We start from the raw sequence: 14,951 nt of genomic DNA, 5'->3' as shown, positions 1-14,951 counted from the left end.
GGGCGAACTGCGGGCTTCCCCGCCCGCCCGGCAGGTGCTAGGTCGGGGCACCCGGTTTCATACAGGCCCCCGATGACCAGCCAGACGCTCCCGCTCATTGATATTGAAAAGGTGTGCTACACCCCCGCAGGCACGCCGGTGCTGCGCGACGTCAGCCTCAGGTCAGATGCCTCGCGGATCGGCATCGTGGGGCGCAACGGGTCGGGTAAGACCTCTTTCGCGCGGGTTCTGTCTGGGTTGGTGGCCGCAGATGAGGGGCAGGTGCGGATCGGCGGGATCGACGTGGCCCGTGACCGCCGTCGGGCGATTGGCGCTGTTGGCATTCTGTTTCAAAACCCGGACCATCAGATCATCTTTCCCACCGTGGAAGAAGAGATCGCCTTTGGCCTGCTGCAAATGGGCCAATCCAAGGCCGAAGCGGCGCGGGGCGTGGCGGCAATCCTTGGTCAGTTTGAGAAGCGTCATTGGGCACAGGCGTCGATCCATCAGCTCTCACAGGGGCAGCGGCAGTTGGTTTGCCTGATGGCGGTTCTGGCGATGCAACCACGGGTGCTGGTGCTCGACGAACCCTTTGCCGGGCTCGATATTCCGACGCGCCTGCATCTTGAACGGGTCTTGGCCGGGCTCGACTTGACGCTGGTGCATATCACCCACGATCCGGCAGCGGTGGCGGGCTACGATCACATCCTCTGGTTGGAGCGCGGCGAGGTCGCGCAGCAGGGCAGCGCGCGTCCGGTGCTGCGCGCCTTTGAGACCCGGATGAAAGAACTGGGAGCGAACGATGATCTCTCTGACCTCGCCGGTTGAGACCCGCGCCCACGGCTGGCCCGCGGGGGCCAAGCTGGGGGCGCTTTGTGCGGCGACACTGTTGCTATTCGGGGTCGAAGATCCGGTCTGGCAGATCGCCTTTTGTGCCGGGATGTTGCTGCTTTACGCCCTGCCGGGGCGGGCTTTTCTAAAGGGCGGCTTGGGGCGGCTGCGGATGCTCTGGCCCTTTGTGGCGCTGATCTTGTTGTGGCATGTGCTGATCAGCGATGCAGAGGCGGGCCTTGTCATCGTGCTGCGCATGGTCACGGCGGTGGGGCTGGCCAATCTTGTGACCATGACCACGAAACTCAGCGATATGATGGCGGTGGTGCGTTGGCTGGCCGGGCCCCTGCGCCGCTTTGGGGTTCGGACCCGTAGCCTTGAGTTGGCCGTGGCGCTGGTGGTGCGTTTCACCCCGGTGCTGGCGGCCAAAGGGCAGATGCTGTCGCTGGCGTGGCGCGCGCGGTCGCGCAGACGGGCGGGCTGGCGGATTGTGATGCCCTTTACCGTGCTGGCCATCGACGACGCCGAACATGTGGCCGAGGCGCTGCGCGCGCGGGGCGGGCTGTGATTGCTTGACCGGGGAAGAGGGCTGGCCTAGGCATTGGAAACTTTAATTCAAGGACCCTCTCAATGGAACGCAATCTGACAATGATCGCCCTCTTCGCCGCGCTGATTGCGGCATTGGGCCTGATCCCGAAATTCACGCTTGGCTTCGGTGTGCCGATCACCGCGCAGTCGCTGGGCGTCATGCTTTGTGGCACGGTGCTGGGCGCATGGCGCGGTGGTCTTGCCGCACTGCTATTCGTGGCACTGGTGGCGCTTGGTCTGCCGCTTTTGGCCGGAGGCCGTGGCGGTCTGGGCGTCTTTGCCTCGCCGACCGTTGGTTTCCTCGTTGGCTTCCCGATCGGTGCCTTTGTGACTGGCTTTATCATGGACCAGTGGCGCAACGCGCCGGTGGGTCTGGCTGCCGGGGTTTCGGCCGTCTTGGGCGGCATCCTTGTGGTCTATGCCTTTGGCATCTTCGGCATGATGATGACGCTGAACAAGACGCTGCTTGAGGCGACCCTGCTGGTCCAAGCCTTCATCCCCGGTGACCTGATCAAAGCCGTGCTGGCGGGTTTCATCACCTCCGGTCTGGCCAAGGCGCGTCCCGCAAGCGTGCTGTCGCGCAGCTAAAACGATTGGCCCGCTCCCCCAAAAGGGGGCGGGCCGCTACAGCCGCATCAGCGCGGCAGAGCCGATCCCCCCGGCTGCGGCAATCGCCGCCAATCCGGTGCCCGACCCCCGCGCCACCAATTCATGCCAGAGCCGCACCGCGTTGATCGCACCCGAAGCGCCGATCGGATGCCCACGGGCCAAGGCGCCCCCACCGATGTTGACGATTTGCGGCGCGATCCCTGCGCCGTTGACGCAGGCGATGGCCTGCACGGCGTAGGCTTCCATGATCTCGGCAAGAGTCAGGTCGTCGGCGGTCAACCCGGTTTGGCGAAAGACTTCGGCAATCGCCACCAGGGGTGCCAAACCCGGCTCTTCGGGTCTGCTGCCCTTCGCCGCGGTGGCGATGAGTTCGATTTTTGGCATGGTGAGGTCTGCCGCCACGCGGTCTGACACGACCACGCAAAAGGCCGCTGCATCGGCAGCGACGGCGGCATTGGCAGCGGTGATGTCACCTGAAAGTACCTTGGCACGCCGGCAAAGCGCGGAGCTAAGGCGGCGGGTAAAGGTATCGCTCCCGGATCCCGCAAGTGGCACCAGCTCTGTTTCGGACGGCAGATGCGCGCGTGCCTTCGCGTGGCTTTCCACGGCCCACTTATCCTGCGCCTGACGGGAGATGCCTTGCGATCGGCCAAGCGCTGCGGCGGCATCGGTCATGTCGGGGTCGCGCGCGGGCCATGGGGTAAAGGGCGCTTGGGTATAGGCCTCAGGCGGGTGGCCATCGGCGAAGGTGCGGTAGCGCAACGGTTGGCGCGAGTAGCTTTCCGCGCCGCCCGCCACGACGATATCCGCCGCACCGCTGAGGATCATCTGCCGCGCCAAGGCCAGCGCATCCAAGCCCCCCGCGCATTGCCGGTCGATGCTGAGACCCGCGACATGTTCAGGCAGTCCTGCCGCTAGCGCGATGCTGCGCGCCGGGTTGCCGCCGGGGCCAAGGGCGGTGCTGCAAATCACCTCATCAACTTGGCGCGGCGCGATGCCTGCGCGGGTCAATGCAGCGGTGAGGATGGGGGCGGCGAGGTCGGGTAGCGAGAGGTGCGCCAAGGCTCCGCCGCGCGGGGTAACCGGGCTGCGGCAGGCCGAAATGATGTAGGCGCTGGTCATATTTGACCCTCCAGCCAGTTGGAGAGGGCGTTAAGGTCGATCTTGCCCGAGGGGAGCAGTGGCAATTCGGCGCGGAAATAGACGCGACGGGGGGCGGCCAGTGGGCCGAGTGCTGCGCGGCAATGTGCGATGATTTCCTCAGGGCGCGCCGCCTCTGCGGTGCCTTCGACAACCGCAATCAGATGTTGCCCCCGCAGCGCATCGTCACGGGGCAGAACCGCGCAGGGCAGACCAGTATGCGCGGCGATCACGGCCTCCACCGCTTCGGGGAAGACCAGTTGATCGGCAATCTGCACCATGCGCTGCCGCCGCCCTCCGATCCACAGCTGTCCTTTGTCATCCAGTTCGCCCATCTCGCCCACGGTCACGAAACCATCCTGCCTGCGGGTCTCGGTGCTGCAGCCCTGTGCGTAGCCATCGAAAAGGTACGGGCTGCGCACCCAGATTTCACCCACGTCTGAAGTGGGTTGCCCCGCCGCATCCAAAAGCCGCAGTTCGACGCCGAGATAAGGGCGGCCAACCGATCCTTCGGGCGTGGCGGCATCGGCCAGCGTGATAAAGCTCGTTTCTGCCGCGCCGTAAAACACGTGCACCGCCGCATGGGGGCAAAGCCGCCCGGTCGCCGCCCGCGTCGCCGCATCAAGCGCGCCGCCGCCACAAAGCACCAGCCGCAGCGAGGGCAGCGGGGCGGCGGCCCCACGGGCCAGCAGCCGTAATTGCGTCGGCGTGGCATAGAGGATCGTCGCCCCCGATGTGGCAATCTGCGACGCTTGCTGGCGGGGGGGCTGATCGGCCAGAACATGCGCGTCGAGGCCAAGGTGCAGCGCCTCCAATACCGCATAGAGCGACAGGGAGTGGCTGAGCCGCCCCAACACGGCAACGCTGTCGCGGCGGGTTAGGGCAAAGCGATCGGCATTCACGTCAAAGCTGGCGATCCAAGAGGTTTGGCTGCGGCGCACGGCCTTGGGCTGGCCGGACGCGCCGCCGGTGAGGGTAAGGAATGCGCCGGGCGGGCAGGCGATGTCATCGGGCAGAGGGCGGTCGCTGAGGCAAAAGGGGGCCTGCTGGCTGATCGCTGTGGTAAGGGCCGTCAGCGCGTCGAAGGTCGGGGTTGCGGGCAGGGCGCGGAAGCTGTCGCGCTGGCCTTCGGGCGCGCGGGGCACTTCCGATTGTCCCGCGAAAAGCCGTGCGTCCTGATGCCATCTGAAACTGCCTTGCGCGCGCATCCGCCTTCTCCCACTTCCGCCGGGTTTCAAATTCCGGGTGCACGCCCCGGGGCCGCCCGTTAGGCTGCGGCAAAACCAGACCCGAGGATACTTCAGACATGACAGAGACCATGCGTGCAATCGAAATCACCGAACCCGGCGGTCCGGACGTTCTTCAGGGCACCACCCGCCCGCGGCCCCAACCGAAACATGGGCAGGTCATCATCAAGGTCGCCTATGCCGGGGTGAACCGCCCCGACGCGCTGCAACGCGCGGGCAAATATGCGCCGCCGCCCACCGCCAGCGATCTGCCGGGGCTGGAGGCCTCGGGCGAGGTGGTCGAGGTCGGCCCCGGCGTGACGACACTGGCACCGGGGGATCTGGTTTGCGCCCTGCTGCCCGGCGGTGGCTATGCCGAATATGTCGCCACCCCCGCGGCGCATTGCCTGCCGATCCCCGAAGGCATGGGGCTGAAAGAAGCGGCCTGCCTGCCCGAGACGTTCTTTACCGTCTGGTCCAACCTCTTCATGCGGGGCGGGCTTAAGGCTGGGGAGAAAGTGCTGATCCACGGCGGATCTTCCGGCATCGGCACGACGGCAATCCAGCTGGCCCGTATCTTGGGTGCGCGGGTGTTTGTGACCGCGGGGACGGATAGCAAATGCACGGCCTGCATGAAGCTGGGGGCCGAAGTGGCGATCAACTATCGGGATACGGATTTCGTTGACGTGCTGCAGGCCGAGGGCGGCGCGGATGTGATTCTCGATATGGTCGGGGGCAGCTATATCAACCGCAACCTGAAGGCTTTGGCCGAAGATGGCAGGCTGGTGCAGATCGCCTTCCTGCAGGGGGCCAAACAGGAGGTGAACTTTGTCACGCTGATGACCCGCCGCCTGACCATGACCGGATCGACCCTGCGCCCGCAAAGCGATCTGGCCAAGGCGCGGATTGCAGAGGAGCTTTTGCAAAACGTCTGGCCCCTGTTGGAGCAGGGCCGCGTCGCCCCGGTGATGGACAGCACCTATGACCTGTCCGAGGCGAATGACGCGCACCGCCGGATGGAGGCCAGCGGCCATATCGGCAAGATCGTTCTAAAGGTCGGTGGCGCGCTGGACGCCGAGGCAGACCAATAAAATTTGAATTAGTAACGAATTGTTAACCAGTAATTCGTTTACTGATAGCACGGGTGGCCGGGACGCCAGCCACCCGTGTTGGAGAGAGAGCCGAAAGGCATTGAATGCGGGGGAGGAAATTACGCCTCTCCCGTTTTCGCCCAGATACCCGCGCCGATGGGTTTAGCGCAGAGGGGTGAACAGGGCATTATCAAGCGTACAGTCCCGCCGAACGTCTGGCCCGCAGGGGATGAACTCAAGACTGCGAGACAGACAGATGCGCACCTCTTGGATGTGACCTTGCTTGCAGGTGATGGTGATCCCCTGTGCGGTCAGGTCGGGGTTCGCTTTGAGGAATGCCTCCTCTACCACGGAGGCGGGCAGGGAAACGGCGCGGTCGAGCTTGCGAAAGACCTCGGGGCGGTTGATGCGGGCGTAGGCCTTTCGCGAGAGGGCGAAATAATCCGCGGAGTCCAGCCCGCTGCAAGAGCCGTGTTTCTTCCATTGATGCCATGCCAAGCCCCCGGTGCCCATGATATCGGCCATCGCCCCGGTCTGTGCGCGGCTGGGCGGGCGCTGGCCGCTTTGGCAATAGGACGGATACCCGCGCGTGAATTGTGGCCAAAGTCCATGCAGGGTCCAGCCGTGGTCCTTATCCGCATCGCATTGCGCAGACTGCCGCGCGTCGCCGGTCAATTCGCACCAGTTGGGCGACCATGACAGGGACATGACGTAATAGTCGAATTCACCCGAACGTTCCCCCTCGGCCAGAGAGGGGACGGGGGCGATCAGCCCGAGGATCAGCAGACAGGCGCGCAGTGGCCGCATTGGGTCTTCCCTTATGATGTTTGAGACAGTATACAGCCGCCAACTTCCCCGACAATGAAGACCGTTCTGCCAAGCAGGACAGCCTTTCAGGCGACGGGAAAATTGCGTTTTTAGGAGAGTGACATGGCAAAACCGATTATGGCCAAAGCCACCGCCGTCTGGCTCGTGGACAACACCACCATCAGCTTCAAGCAGATCGCCGATTTCGTCGGCATGCATGAGTTGGAAGTGCAGGGCATCGCGGATGGCGATGTAGCGCAGGGCGTGAAGGGTTTTGATCCGGTTGCCAACAACCAGCTGACGCAGGAAGAGATTGACGCCGCGCAGAACAACCCGATGCACAAGCTGAAGCTCAAGTTCAACGCCGCTGCCGAAGGCGAAGAGAAACGCCGCGGCCCGCGCTATACCCCGCTCAGCAAACGTCAGGACCGTCCGGCGTCGATCTTGTGGTTGGTCAAGTTCCACCCCGAGCTTAGCGATGGTCAGGTCAGCAAGCTGGTGGGTACCACCAAGCCGACGATCCAAGCGATTCGTGAGCGCACGCACTGGAACATTTCCAATATCCAGCCGATCGACCCGGTTGCCTTGGGCCTGTGTAAGCAGTCCGAGCTTGACGCCGCCGTGCAAAAGGCCGCCGCGAAAAAGGCCGCTGCGGGCGAAGTGATGAACGACGACGAGCGCCGCAAGCTGGTGTCGACCGAGCAGAGCCTCGGCATGGACAACGAGCCCAAAATCCCCACGGCCATCGAAGGTCTGGAAACATTCACCCTCTCCGGCAACAGCACGGACGACGAAGAGGAAGAGGACCATTCCAAGGGCGATTACTCCGACGCCGACAGCTTCTTCTCGCTGCCAGAGAGCACCGATGAAGACGACGAGGATGACGACAAGGCCAAGGGCTAAGCCCCTTCAGGGCGGTGTGGCGGAAGGAACTTTCGCCACAAGGATGTGTTAAAGTGACAGGGCGTCGGATTCTTCGGCGCCCTGTTTCTCTTTGTTAAAAAGGCGCTTTGCGCCGGGGGATGGATTTGGAAACGGCATTGGACTGGATGATCTGGGGGCTGGCAGGGCTGCTGATACTGTGCAGCCTACTGCCGCTGAGTAAGCTGCCTTTCGGGGCGATCCGGGGGCTGGCCTTTCCACGTGAGCAATTCCTTGGTCTGGCGCTGCTGCTGGCCGCCGCCTTCGCGCTGGTCCAAGGGCCGACAACGACTTACGGCATGATTGGCATCGCACTCATGCTGGGCGTGGCAGCGCTTCAGGCGCTTTATATCACCAAGTTCACCCCAATTTGGCGCAAGCAATCGCTCGCCGCTTCGCCCGAGCTGCGCCGCGAGACGGACCGCCATTTCAGTCTGCTGGCGGCTAACGTCAAGAAATCCAACCGGGACTATGGCAAGCTTATCGCCCTTGTTGAGGCGCGGGTGCCGGATATCTTCATGGCCATCGAAGTGGATCAGGATTGGATTGATGCGCTGGATGCCGGGCTGGGAAAGAACTACGAGCACCGCATCGACGTGCCGCTCGACAATGGCTACGGGCTTTGCGTGATGTCGAAACTGCCGCTGTCGGAGGTCGAGGTGCGGGAGTTGGTGACGCGCGACGTGCCGTCGATCCGCGCCCGGGTGCATTTGCCGATGGGGGAGGATTTCCGCCTCTATGTCGTGCACCCCGAACCGCCTGTGATCGAACATGATACCAAGGGGCGCGACAGCGAGATTGCGATGGTCGGTATCGAGGCCGAGAAAGATCCGCTGCCCGCCGTTGTTACCGGTGATCTGAACGATGTAGCTTGGTCCACGACGACGCGGCGCTTCCAGCGGCTCTCTGCTCTGCTGGACCCGCGCGTGGGGCGCGGCATGTATAACACCTTTAGCGCAACGATGCCGTGGATGCGCTGGCCGCTCGATCACCTGTTCCACGACCCGCAGTTCCGCCTGCTTGAGATGGACCGACTTGATAAGATCGGGTCGGATCACTTCCCCATGTGGTTTGTCTTGGCGTTGGCCCGGACCGAAGCCGCCGAAAGTGACCCCGAAGAAACCGATCCAGAAGAGGAGCAAGAAACCAAAGATATGATCAAAGAAGAACGCAAAAGAGACCGCGACCCCATCGGTAGTGACTGGGAAGATGAGGAAGCCTAACAATCTGCATCTCGGCTAATTTTACCCCTTGTACGAATCCTAAAACGGCGTATGTGGCGCATTACAGACGCCAACGCACGCGCCTCTGGCCGGTCAGTTCCTACTCTGACTGACCCGCGTTTATGTAGCGACGGTAACGTCTCTTGAAACGACACGCGGGGAACCAGCCCCACCTGCTCTTTGGAGATGACCATGAACGCTACAGTCCCCGGTGCCCTGCGCACCGCATCCACTGCATTCGCCGATCCGGCTGCCGCCTATATCGCTGCCAACAGCTTTGACAAACCAACGCTGGTGATCAGCCGCGACCGTGTCGCCGCGCAATATGACGCGCTGCACAAAGGGCTGGGCGAGGCGCATATCCACTACGCGGTGAAGGCGAACCCGGCGCCTGAGATCATCCGTCTTCTGGTCAAAAAAGGCTCTGGCTTTGACGCGGCATCGCGTGCCGAGATTGAGCTTTGCCTCAGCCAAGGTGCGAAACCGGAAAACATCTCCTTCGGCAACACCATCAAACGCGCCTCCGACATCGCTTTTGCGCATTCCGCAGGCGTGACCCTGTTCGCAGCCGACAGCGAAGCCGAACTCGACAAGATCGCCGCCCATGCACCGGGCGCGCGGGTCTACCTGCGCTTGATCGTCGAAAACTCCATGGCCGACTGGCCGCTTAGCCGCAAATTTGGCTGTGCTGGTTCCGCGCTGCCTGCGCTGTTGAACCACGTGGTTGCCGTGGGCCTTGAGCCCTTCGGCCTGTCCTTCCACGTCGGCTCGCAGACCCGCAAGGCGGAGTTCTGGAACCCGGTGTTGGATCAAGTCGCGCCGCTGTGGCATGCCGCCCGTGCGGATGGCCATGACCTGCAACTGCTGAACCTCGGCGGTGGCTTCCCAGCCTTTTACGGCGAAAGCATCGAAGCGCCCCGCGCCTATGCTGCCGCTGTGATGCGCGCCGTCAAAGCCCGCTTTGGCGACGTGCCGCAGGTGATGGCAGAGCCGGGCCGTGGTCTGGTGGCCGAGGCCGGTCACATCGCCGCCGAAGTCATGTTGGTGAGCCGTAAGTCCGCGGACGATCTGCACCGCTGGGTCTATCTGGATATCGGTCGTTTCTCGGGTCTGGCGGAAACTGAAGGCGAAGCGATTCGCTATCAGATCGTCACCCCGCACGACGGCGAAGAGACCGGACCCTGCGTTTTGGCTGGCCCGTCCTGCGATTCGGCGGACATTCTTTACGAAAAACGACCGATTCATCTGCCTTTGGCCCTGCGCGATGGCGATAAAGTGATGATTCGCGCTTGCGGAGCCTACACAAGCTCTTACAGTTCGGTTGGGTTCAATGGATTTCCGCCGCTTGATGTGATCGTGCTCTGACAGCACGATCAGCGTCGCCACGGAAAAGGGCCGTCTGCTTTGGGAGGAGCGGGCGGCCCGCTTTGATTCTGGGTAGGGTTAAATCGACTTACGCGCCTGCATTGCGGCGGTGATCGTCCCGTCGTCAAGGTAATCCAACTCCCCGCCAATCGGCACCCCTTGAGCGAGGGAGGTGAGCCGCACCCGGCCCTCCAACTGATCCGCGATGTAATGCGCCGTGGTCTGCCCGTCGATCGTGGCGTTGAGCGCGAGGATCACCTCGCTCACGCCTTCGGTGTCGATCCGGTCCACCAACCGGGGGATGCGCAATTCCTGCGGTCCGATGGCATCCAGCGCCGAGAGCGTGCCGCCCAGCACATGATAGCGCCCTTTGAACACGCCAGAGCGCTCCATCGCCCAAAGGTCGGCCACATCCTCGACCACGCAAAGCTCGCCATTGGCGCGTTTTTCGGAGGTGCAGATGTCACAGACATCAGCGGTGCCCACGTTGCCGCAGTTCAGACATTCCCGCGCCGTGGCGGCGACGGTCTGCATCAGGTCAGACAGGGGGGTCAGCAGCAGCGCGCGCTTGCGGATCAGGTGCAGCACCGCGCGCCGGGCCGAGCGGGGGCCAAGGCCGGGCAGTTTCGCCATCAGCTCGATCAGGGCGTCGATGTCGCGGGTAGAGCTCAAGGCGGGGCACCTGTGGGAAAAGGGAAGGGAGGGGCGTTTCCGCCCCAACCGTTTAGAAGGGCAGTTTCATACCTGCGGGCAGGCCCATGCCTTCGGTCAGCTTGGACATTTCGGCCTGCGCACGGTCCGAAGCTTTGCTCTGCGCGTCTTTGATGGCGGCGAGGATCAGGTCCTCGACCACTTCTTTCTCGTCTTTGTTAAAGATCGACGGGTCGATATCGAGACCCTTCAACTCACCCTTGGCGCTACAGGTCGCTTTGACGAGGCCCGCACCGGATTCACCTTCAACGGTGATGTTGTGCATCTCCTCTTGCAGTTCGGCCATTTTGCCCTGCATTTCCTGCGCTTTTTTCATCATCCCGGCCATATCGCCGAGGCCGCCTAATCCCTTGAGCATCTGGGTCTCCTTGTTGCGTTGTCGTTTATATGTGGCGTGAGGGGGCGTGGATCAACCGTCCTCGAACGGATCCCATTCGTCTTCGACTTCTGGCAGCGCTTCTGCCGTGGCGGCGGCGGCGATGTCTTCGGGCGTGCGGATCGCGGTGATCCGGGCTTTGGGGAATTGCGCCAGCACGGCCTGCATCATCGGATGTTCTTGGGCCTGTTTCTTCAGCGCAAGTTCGCGCGCGTCTCGGATTTGCGCGATGGTTTCGGCACCGCCCTCGTTGACCAGCGACACCGCCCAGCGATTGCCGGTCCAGAGTTGCAGCTTTTGCCCCAGCCGTTGCGCCAGATCGCGCGGGGCGTCTTCGGTGGGGACGAATTCGATGCGGCCGGGCTGATAGGCGGCCAATTGCAGGCAGGTTTCGACCTCGACCAGCAGTTTCACATCGCGGTTCACGCGGATCAGCTCAACCACATGTTCGAATGTCGGGAAGCGGGCCAACGCGGCGTTCAGGTCTTGCGCCAAGGCGGTGCTCTGCCCCTGCGGACCGGGGTTCGACGCCATGCGCTGCTGGGCGTGTTGCACGGCCTGCGCGCCGGTGCTGCCTTGGGGCGCGCCATTGCCGCCGCCACCGCCACCACCGACGGGGCCGGGGGCCGGGGGTGGCGTGCTGTTTTGCAGCTTGCGCACCAGTTCTTCGGGCGAGGGCAGATCGGCCACATGGGTCAGGCGGATCACGGCCATTTCGGCGGCCATCATCGCGTTGGGAGCGGCGGCCACTTCATCCAGCGCTTTCAGCAGCATTTGCCACAGCCGCGTGAGCACGCGCATCGGCAGGGTCTCGGCCATTTGCTGGCCACGGGTGCGTTCTTCGGGGGCGATTGTGGGGTCTTCGGCGGCATCAGGCGTGATCTTCACGACCGACACCCAATGGGTGATCTCGGCCAGATCGCGCAGCACCGCCATCGGGTCTGCCCCATCGGCGTATTGGCCGCTGAGTTCCGTCAGCGCCGCTGCTGCATCGCCGCGCAGCACCATGTCGAAAAGGTCCAGCACCCGGCCTCGGTCCGCCAGGCCCAGCATTGCGCGCACCTGTTCGGCGCCGGTTTCGCCCGCGCCGTGGCTAATGGCCTGATCCAACAGCGAGGTCGCGTCGCGGGCGGAGCCTTCGGCAGCGCGGGTGATCAGCGCCAGCGCGTCGTCGGTGATCTCGGCAGTCTCTGCCGTCGCTATCTTGCGAAGCAGGGCGATCATCACTTCGGGCTCAATCCGGCGCAGATCAAAGCGTTGGCAGCGCGACAGCACCGTCACCGGCACCTTGCGGATCTCGGTGGTGGCAAAGATGAATTTGACGTGTTCGGGCGGCTCTTCCAGCGTCTTCAGCAGCGCGTTGAACGCACCGGTCGAGAGCATGTGCACTTCGTCGATGATGTAGACTTTGTAGCGGGCCGAGGCGGCGCGGTAATGCACCGAATCAATGATCTCGCGGATGTTGGCAACGCCGGTGTTCGACGCGGCGTCCATCTCCAACACATCAACGTGGCGGCCTTCCATGATCGCGGTGCAGTGTTCGCAGACGCCGCAAGGATCAGTCGTCGGCCCGCCGTTGCCGTCTGGCCCGATGCAGTTCATCCCCTTGGCGATGATCCGCGCGGTGGTCGTCTTGCCGGTGCCGCGGATGCCCGTCATCACAAAGGCCTGCGCGATCCGGTCGGCGGCAAAAGCGTTCTTGAGCGTGCGCACCATGGCGTCTTGGCCGACAAGATCGGCAAAGGTTTCGGGCCGGTATTTGCGGGCCAGAACGCGGTAGGCGGATGTATCTGTCATGGTGCCCCAGATCGGATTCGGTCAAGGCCGTAAACTAGGCGCTCCGCGCCGTGGCGTCTACCGTGCTTGCGGGATGCTCAGAGCATCCAGAGGATCGCGCCGACGCCGGTTGAGGCAACCGCAAGGATGGCGGCCAGAATTTTCATGCGACTGTTGGGCTGGGCGTTGGCGTGATGGTCGCTCAGTCGCTTTTGGGTTTTCGCCGCCGACGCCTGTGCCGCCCAATAGACATAGAGCGCGGCTATGATGAAGACCGAGGCCACAGCCTTGGCCACCCATGTCGGCTCAAACTCACCAAAGACGGCACGCAGACCAATCGCCACGGCCACACAGGCCATGCCGGTACGCATCCAGCCCGCAAAGGTGCGCTCATTGGCCAGAATCGTGCGGTCTTCGGCCCAATCGGTGCGGCTCTCAGCGAGATCGTTTTTATCCTTCATTGAACCAATCTGCGCTTTGCGCGTTCATGTGGCAATAAACTTTGACATAGCGGGGGACGGTAAATGCGTTTGCGGGGAATTGGGCGGAGCAAGAATGTCATTCGCCGTAGCGGAGGGGCCGGTAAGGCGGGCGGACTTGGTTTGGTGGGCGTTTTGGCGGTTATGGCCATTGGATATTTCACCGGCATCGACGTGACCCCGCTATTGACCGGCCAAGGCGGCGGTCAGGTCCAGCAGTCCCGCCCGCTGAGCGACAGCGAAGACCCGCAAGTCGATTTCGCCGCCCGCGTGCTGACCACGACAGAACAGGTCTGGAGCCGGATTTTCCAAGAGCAATTGGGGGAAACCTATACGCCGCCCAAGCTTGTCGTTTTCGAAAACGTCACCCAAAGCGCCTGTGGCGGTGCCTCCGGCGCAACCGGCCCCTTTTACTGCCCGGCGGATAACATGGCCTATCTCGACACCGCCTTTTTCCGCACGCTGGACCAGCGTCTTGGGGCCGAGGGCGATTTCGCGGCGGCCTATGTGATCGCGCATGAGGTCGCCCATCATGTGCAAAATGAGATCGGCGTCTTGCCGCAGGTGGCCCGGATGCGGCAGCAGTCCTCTCAGGTTGAGGCGAATGCCCTGACCGTGCGGCTTGAGCTGATGGCTGATTGTTTTTCAGGGATCTGGGCGTCGAACGTCGAAGGGTTGATGGAAAAGGGCGATCTTCAGGAAGCTTTGAATGCGGCGCGGATGATCGGGGATGACCATTTGCAACGGCAGGCCGGTCAGGTGCCACAGCCGCATACCTTTACCCACGGTACGTCAGAGCAACGCGCGCGTTGGTTCGAACGGGGCTTTGAGAGCGGCGAGATCGCGGCCTGTGATACATTTGAGGCGGATCGGCTGTAAGATGATGTGGGCGGCGCCCTCCCTAGGGGGCGATGCCCGTGGTGCCCGCAGGCGGGGCATGTCGCCGGGCCTGTTATCTCTCAACCGCGACAATTTCTTTGGAGAATCTACCCCTTTCATCGTTCCTGCGGAGCGACTGCCGGGGCGTCGCATTGCTGCACAATGCGACGGTGGTGAGAGGCTGATAACGACCCAAGCGGGGCTCGTTACGGCTGCTTCCTTCCGGATCTGACCGGGTTGGCGAGGCGCTTGCCCGCACCAACCTCTCAAGGCCCATATAGGAGGGGGAGGATCGAAGTGCAAGCCTCACAAGCGGATCCAGATCTGGGCAAAGCCCGATGCCGTTATTCCGCGGGGATCGGGCGACAGATGCGCGATATCATTAAGAAAGGGCAGCGCGCCCGGTGAGGTATAGTGGACCGCTTGCGCTCCGGTCGCATCGAAGTGCCATGGGTGAGCGCTGGACCATGGGTGGTCTGGGCTCGGCGCGAGGGCGGCGATCAGCGCCTCGGTCAGGGGCAGGGGGCTGCGCAGGGCGACATTTGCGATGGGTGCACGGTCAAATCCGCCGCCGCCCGCTGCGCGAAACTGGTTGGTTGCCAATAGAAACCGTTGGTCCGGCTCGACAGGACCCCCCTGCCACGACAGCGCCGTGATGCGCGCCCCACGGGGGCGGTGGGGGTCGATTGCATAGGTCACGCCGTAGATCGTATCGCAGTGAAAAGGCGGGCGGCAGGGATCGAGAAGCGGACCTGTCGCACTGCCAAGCGGGGCGAAAACCTCGGCCGCTTTTTCCAGCCGTCGCCGGAGGTCAGCCCCCGTGATACGCAGCGCCCAGACCGCGTTTTGATAAGGAACCAGCCCGGCGATATGGCGGCGCTGCACCGCACCGGGGGGGATGTGCAAAAAATGCTCGGGCCCGCCACGCCCTTGCGTATCACCTCGGCCTG

General features: G+C 63.2%; 16 protein-coding genes and 1 other RNA gene. 8 read left to right on the top strand and 9 right to left on the bottom strand.

The genetic code is table 11. The features are described from left to right. The first annotated feature begins 72 nt into the window (after positions 1–72). The 3 genes from A3722_RS13940 (at position 73) to A3722_RS13930 (ending at position 1,986) form a co-directional block, all read left to right on the top strand. Complete coding sequence (locus tag A3722_RS13940; RefSeq protein ID WP_067624838.1) at positions 73–807, top strand: energy-coupling factor ABC transporter ATP-binding protein; 735 nt, start codon at positions 73–75, stop codon at positions 805–807. Then, positions 782–1,378, top strand: a complete 597-nt coding sequence (locus A3722_RS13935) for a CbiQ family ECF transporter T component (protein WP_067624841.1) — start codon at positions 782–784, stop codon at positions 1,376–1,378. The genes A3722_RS13940 and A3722_RS13935 overlap by 26 nt, the downstream gene beginning before the upstream one ends. A 62-nt stretch (positions 1,379–1,440) precedes the next feature. Next, positions 1,441–1,986 (top strand): biotin transporter BioY, encoded by a 546-nt coding sequence (locus tag A3722_RS13930; RefSeq protein ID WP_067624844.1) that lies wholly within the window; start codon positions 1,441–1,443, stop codon positions 1,984–1,986. A gap of 36 nt (positions 1,987–2,022) precedes the next feature. On the opposite strand, the gene A3722_RS13925 is transcribed toward A3722_RS13930, so the two are convergent. Next, positions 2,023–3,129, bottom strand: a complete 1,107-nt coding sequence (locus A3722_RS13925; protein WP_067624847.1) for a thiolase family protein — start codon at positions 3,127–3,129, stop codon at positions 2,023–2,025. Further along, the gene (locus A3722_RS13920) at positions 3,126–4,355 is read right to left on the bottom strand and encodes an AMP-binding protein (protein ID WP_067624854.1); all 1,230 of its coding nucleotides are present in this window, start codon (positions 4,353–4,355) and stop codon (positions 3,126–3,128) included. The genes A3722_RS13925 and A3722_RS13920 overlap by 4 nt, the downstream gene beginning before the upstream one ends. A gap of 98 nt (positions 4,356–4,453) precedes the next feature. Here A3722_RS13920 and A3722_RS13915 point away from each other — a divergent pair, with 98 nt between their 5' ends. Beyond that, positions 4,454–5,464 (top strand): NAD(P)H-quinone oxidoreductase, encoded by a 1,011-nt coding sequence (locus A3722_RS13915; protein ID WP_067624857.1) that lies wholly within the window; start codon positions 4,454–4,456, stop codon positions 5,462–5,464. Between the two features lie 162 nt (positions 5,465–5,626). On the opposite strand, the gene A3722_RS13910 is transcribed toward A3722_RS13915, so the two are convergent. Next, the gene (locus A3722_RS13910; protein ID WP_067624861.1) at positions 5,627–6,271 is read right to left on the bottom strand and encodes a ribonuclease T2 family protein; all 645 of its coding nucleotides are present in this window, start codon (positions 6,269–6,271) and stop codon (positions 5,627–5,629) included. Between the two features lie 123 nt (positions 6,272–6,394). On the opposite strand from A3722_RS13910, the gene A3722_RS13905 reads away from it, so the two are divergent. From A3722_RS13905 to A3722_RS13895, 3 genes are all read left to right on the top strand, one after another. Continuing rightward, on the top strand, positions 6,395–7,174 hold the full coding sequence (locus A3722_RS13905; RefSeq protein WP_067624864.1) for a DUF1013 domain-containing protein: 780 nt from the start codon (positions 6,395–6,397) through the stop codon (positions 7,172–7,174). A gap of 119 nt (positions 7,175–7,293) precedes the next feature. Further along, a complete protein-coding gene (locus A3722_RS13900) occupies positions 7,294–8,415 on the top strand; it encodes an endonuclease/exonuclease/phosphatase family protein (RefSeq protein ID WP_067624867.1) in 1,122 nt (373 codons plus the stop codon). 186 nt (positions 8,416–8,601) lie between these two features. Then, the gene (locus tag A3722_RS13895; protein ID WP_067624870.1) at positions 8,602–9,780 is read left to right on the top strand and encodes a type III PLP-dependent enzyme; all 1,179 of its coding nucleotides are present in this window, start codon (positions 8,602–8,604) and stop codon (positions 9,778–9,780) included. Positions 9,781–9,858: 78 nt separating this feature from the next. Here the strand turns inward: A3722_RS13895 and recR are convergent, their stop codons facing one another. From recR to A3722_RS13875, 4 genes are all read right to left on the bottom strand, one after another. Next, positions 9,859–10,452: a recombination mediator RecR gene (gene recR / locus A3722_RS13890; RefSeq protein WP_067624873.1), complete on the bottom strand. Its 594-nt coding sequence runs from the start codon at positions 10,450–10,452 to the stop codon at positions 9,859–9,861. A 52-nt stretch (positions 10,453–10,504) separates the two neighbouring features. Beyond that, entirely contained in the window at positions 10,505–10,849 is a 345-nt protein-coding gene (locus A3722_RS13885; protein ID WP_067624876.1) for a YbaB/EbfC family nucleoid-associated protein, read from the bottom strand. Positions 10,850–10,900: 51 nt separating this feature from the next. Next, positions 10,901–12,664 (bottom strand): DNA polymerase III subunit gamma/tau, encoded by a 1,764-nt coding sequence (locus A3722_RS13880; protein ID WP_067624879.1) that lies wholly within the window; start codon positions 12,662–12,664, stop codon positions 10,901–10,903. Between the two features lie 77 nt (positions 12,665–12,741). After that, the gene (locus A3722_RS13875; RefSeq protein WP_067624882.1) at positions 12,742–13,104 is read right to left on the bottom strand and encodes a YidH family protein; all 363 of its coding nucleotides are present in this window, start codon (positions 13,102–13,104) and stop codon (positions 12,742–12,744) included. Positions 13,105–13,167: 63 nt separating this feature from the next. On the opposite strand from A3722_RS13875, the gene ypfJ reads away from it, so the two are divergent. Continuing rightward, positions 13,168–14,001 (top strand): KPN_02809 family neutral zinc metallopeptidase, encoded by an 834-nt coding sequence (gene ypfJ, locus A3722_RS13870; protein WP_067624885.1) that lies wholly within the window; start codon positions 13,168–13,170, stop codon positions 13,999–14,001. A gap of 171 nt (positions 14,002–14,172) precedes the next feature. Here ypfJ and ffs read toward each other — a convergent pair. Both ffs and A3722_RS13860 read right to left on the bottom strand, forming a co-directional pair. Then, positions 14,173–14,270, bottom strand: an RNA gene (ffs, locus tag A3722_RS13865) — signal recognition particle sRNA small type. Positions 14,271–14,307: 37 nt separating this feature from the next. Continuing rightward, positions 14,308–14,951 (bottom strand): 5'-nucleotidase C-terminal domain-containing protein (locus A3722_RS13860; protein ID WP_236627420.1); only part of this gene is annotated, 644 nt, incomplete at its 5' end.

This window comes from Sulfitobacter sp. HI0027 (assembly GCF_001634775.1).
In the GTDB taxonomy this organism is placed as follows: Bacteria; Pseudomonadota; Alphaproteobacteria; order Rhodobacterales; family Rhodobacteraceae; genus Sulfitobacter.
This window is presented reverse-complemented; position numbering and strand designations above follow the sequence as displayed.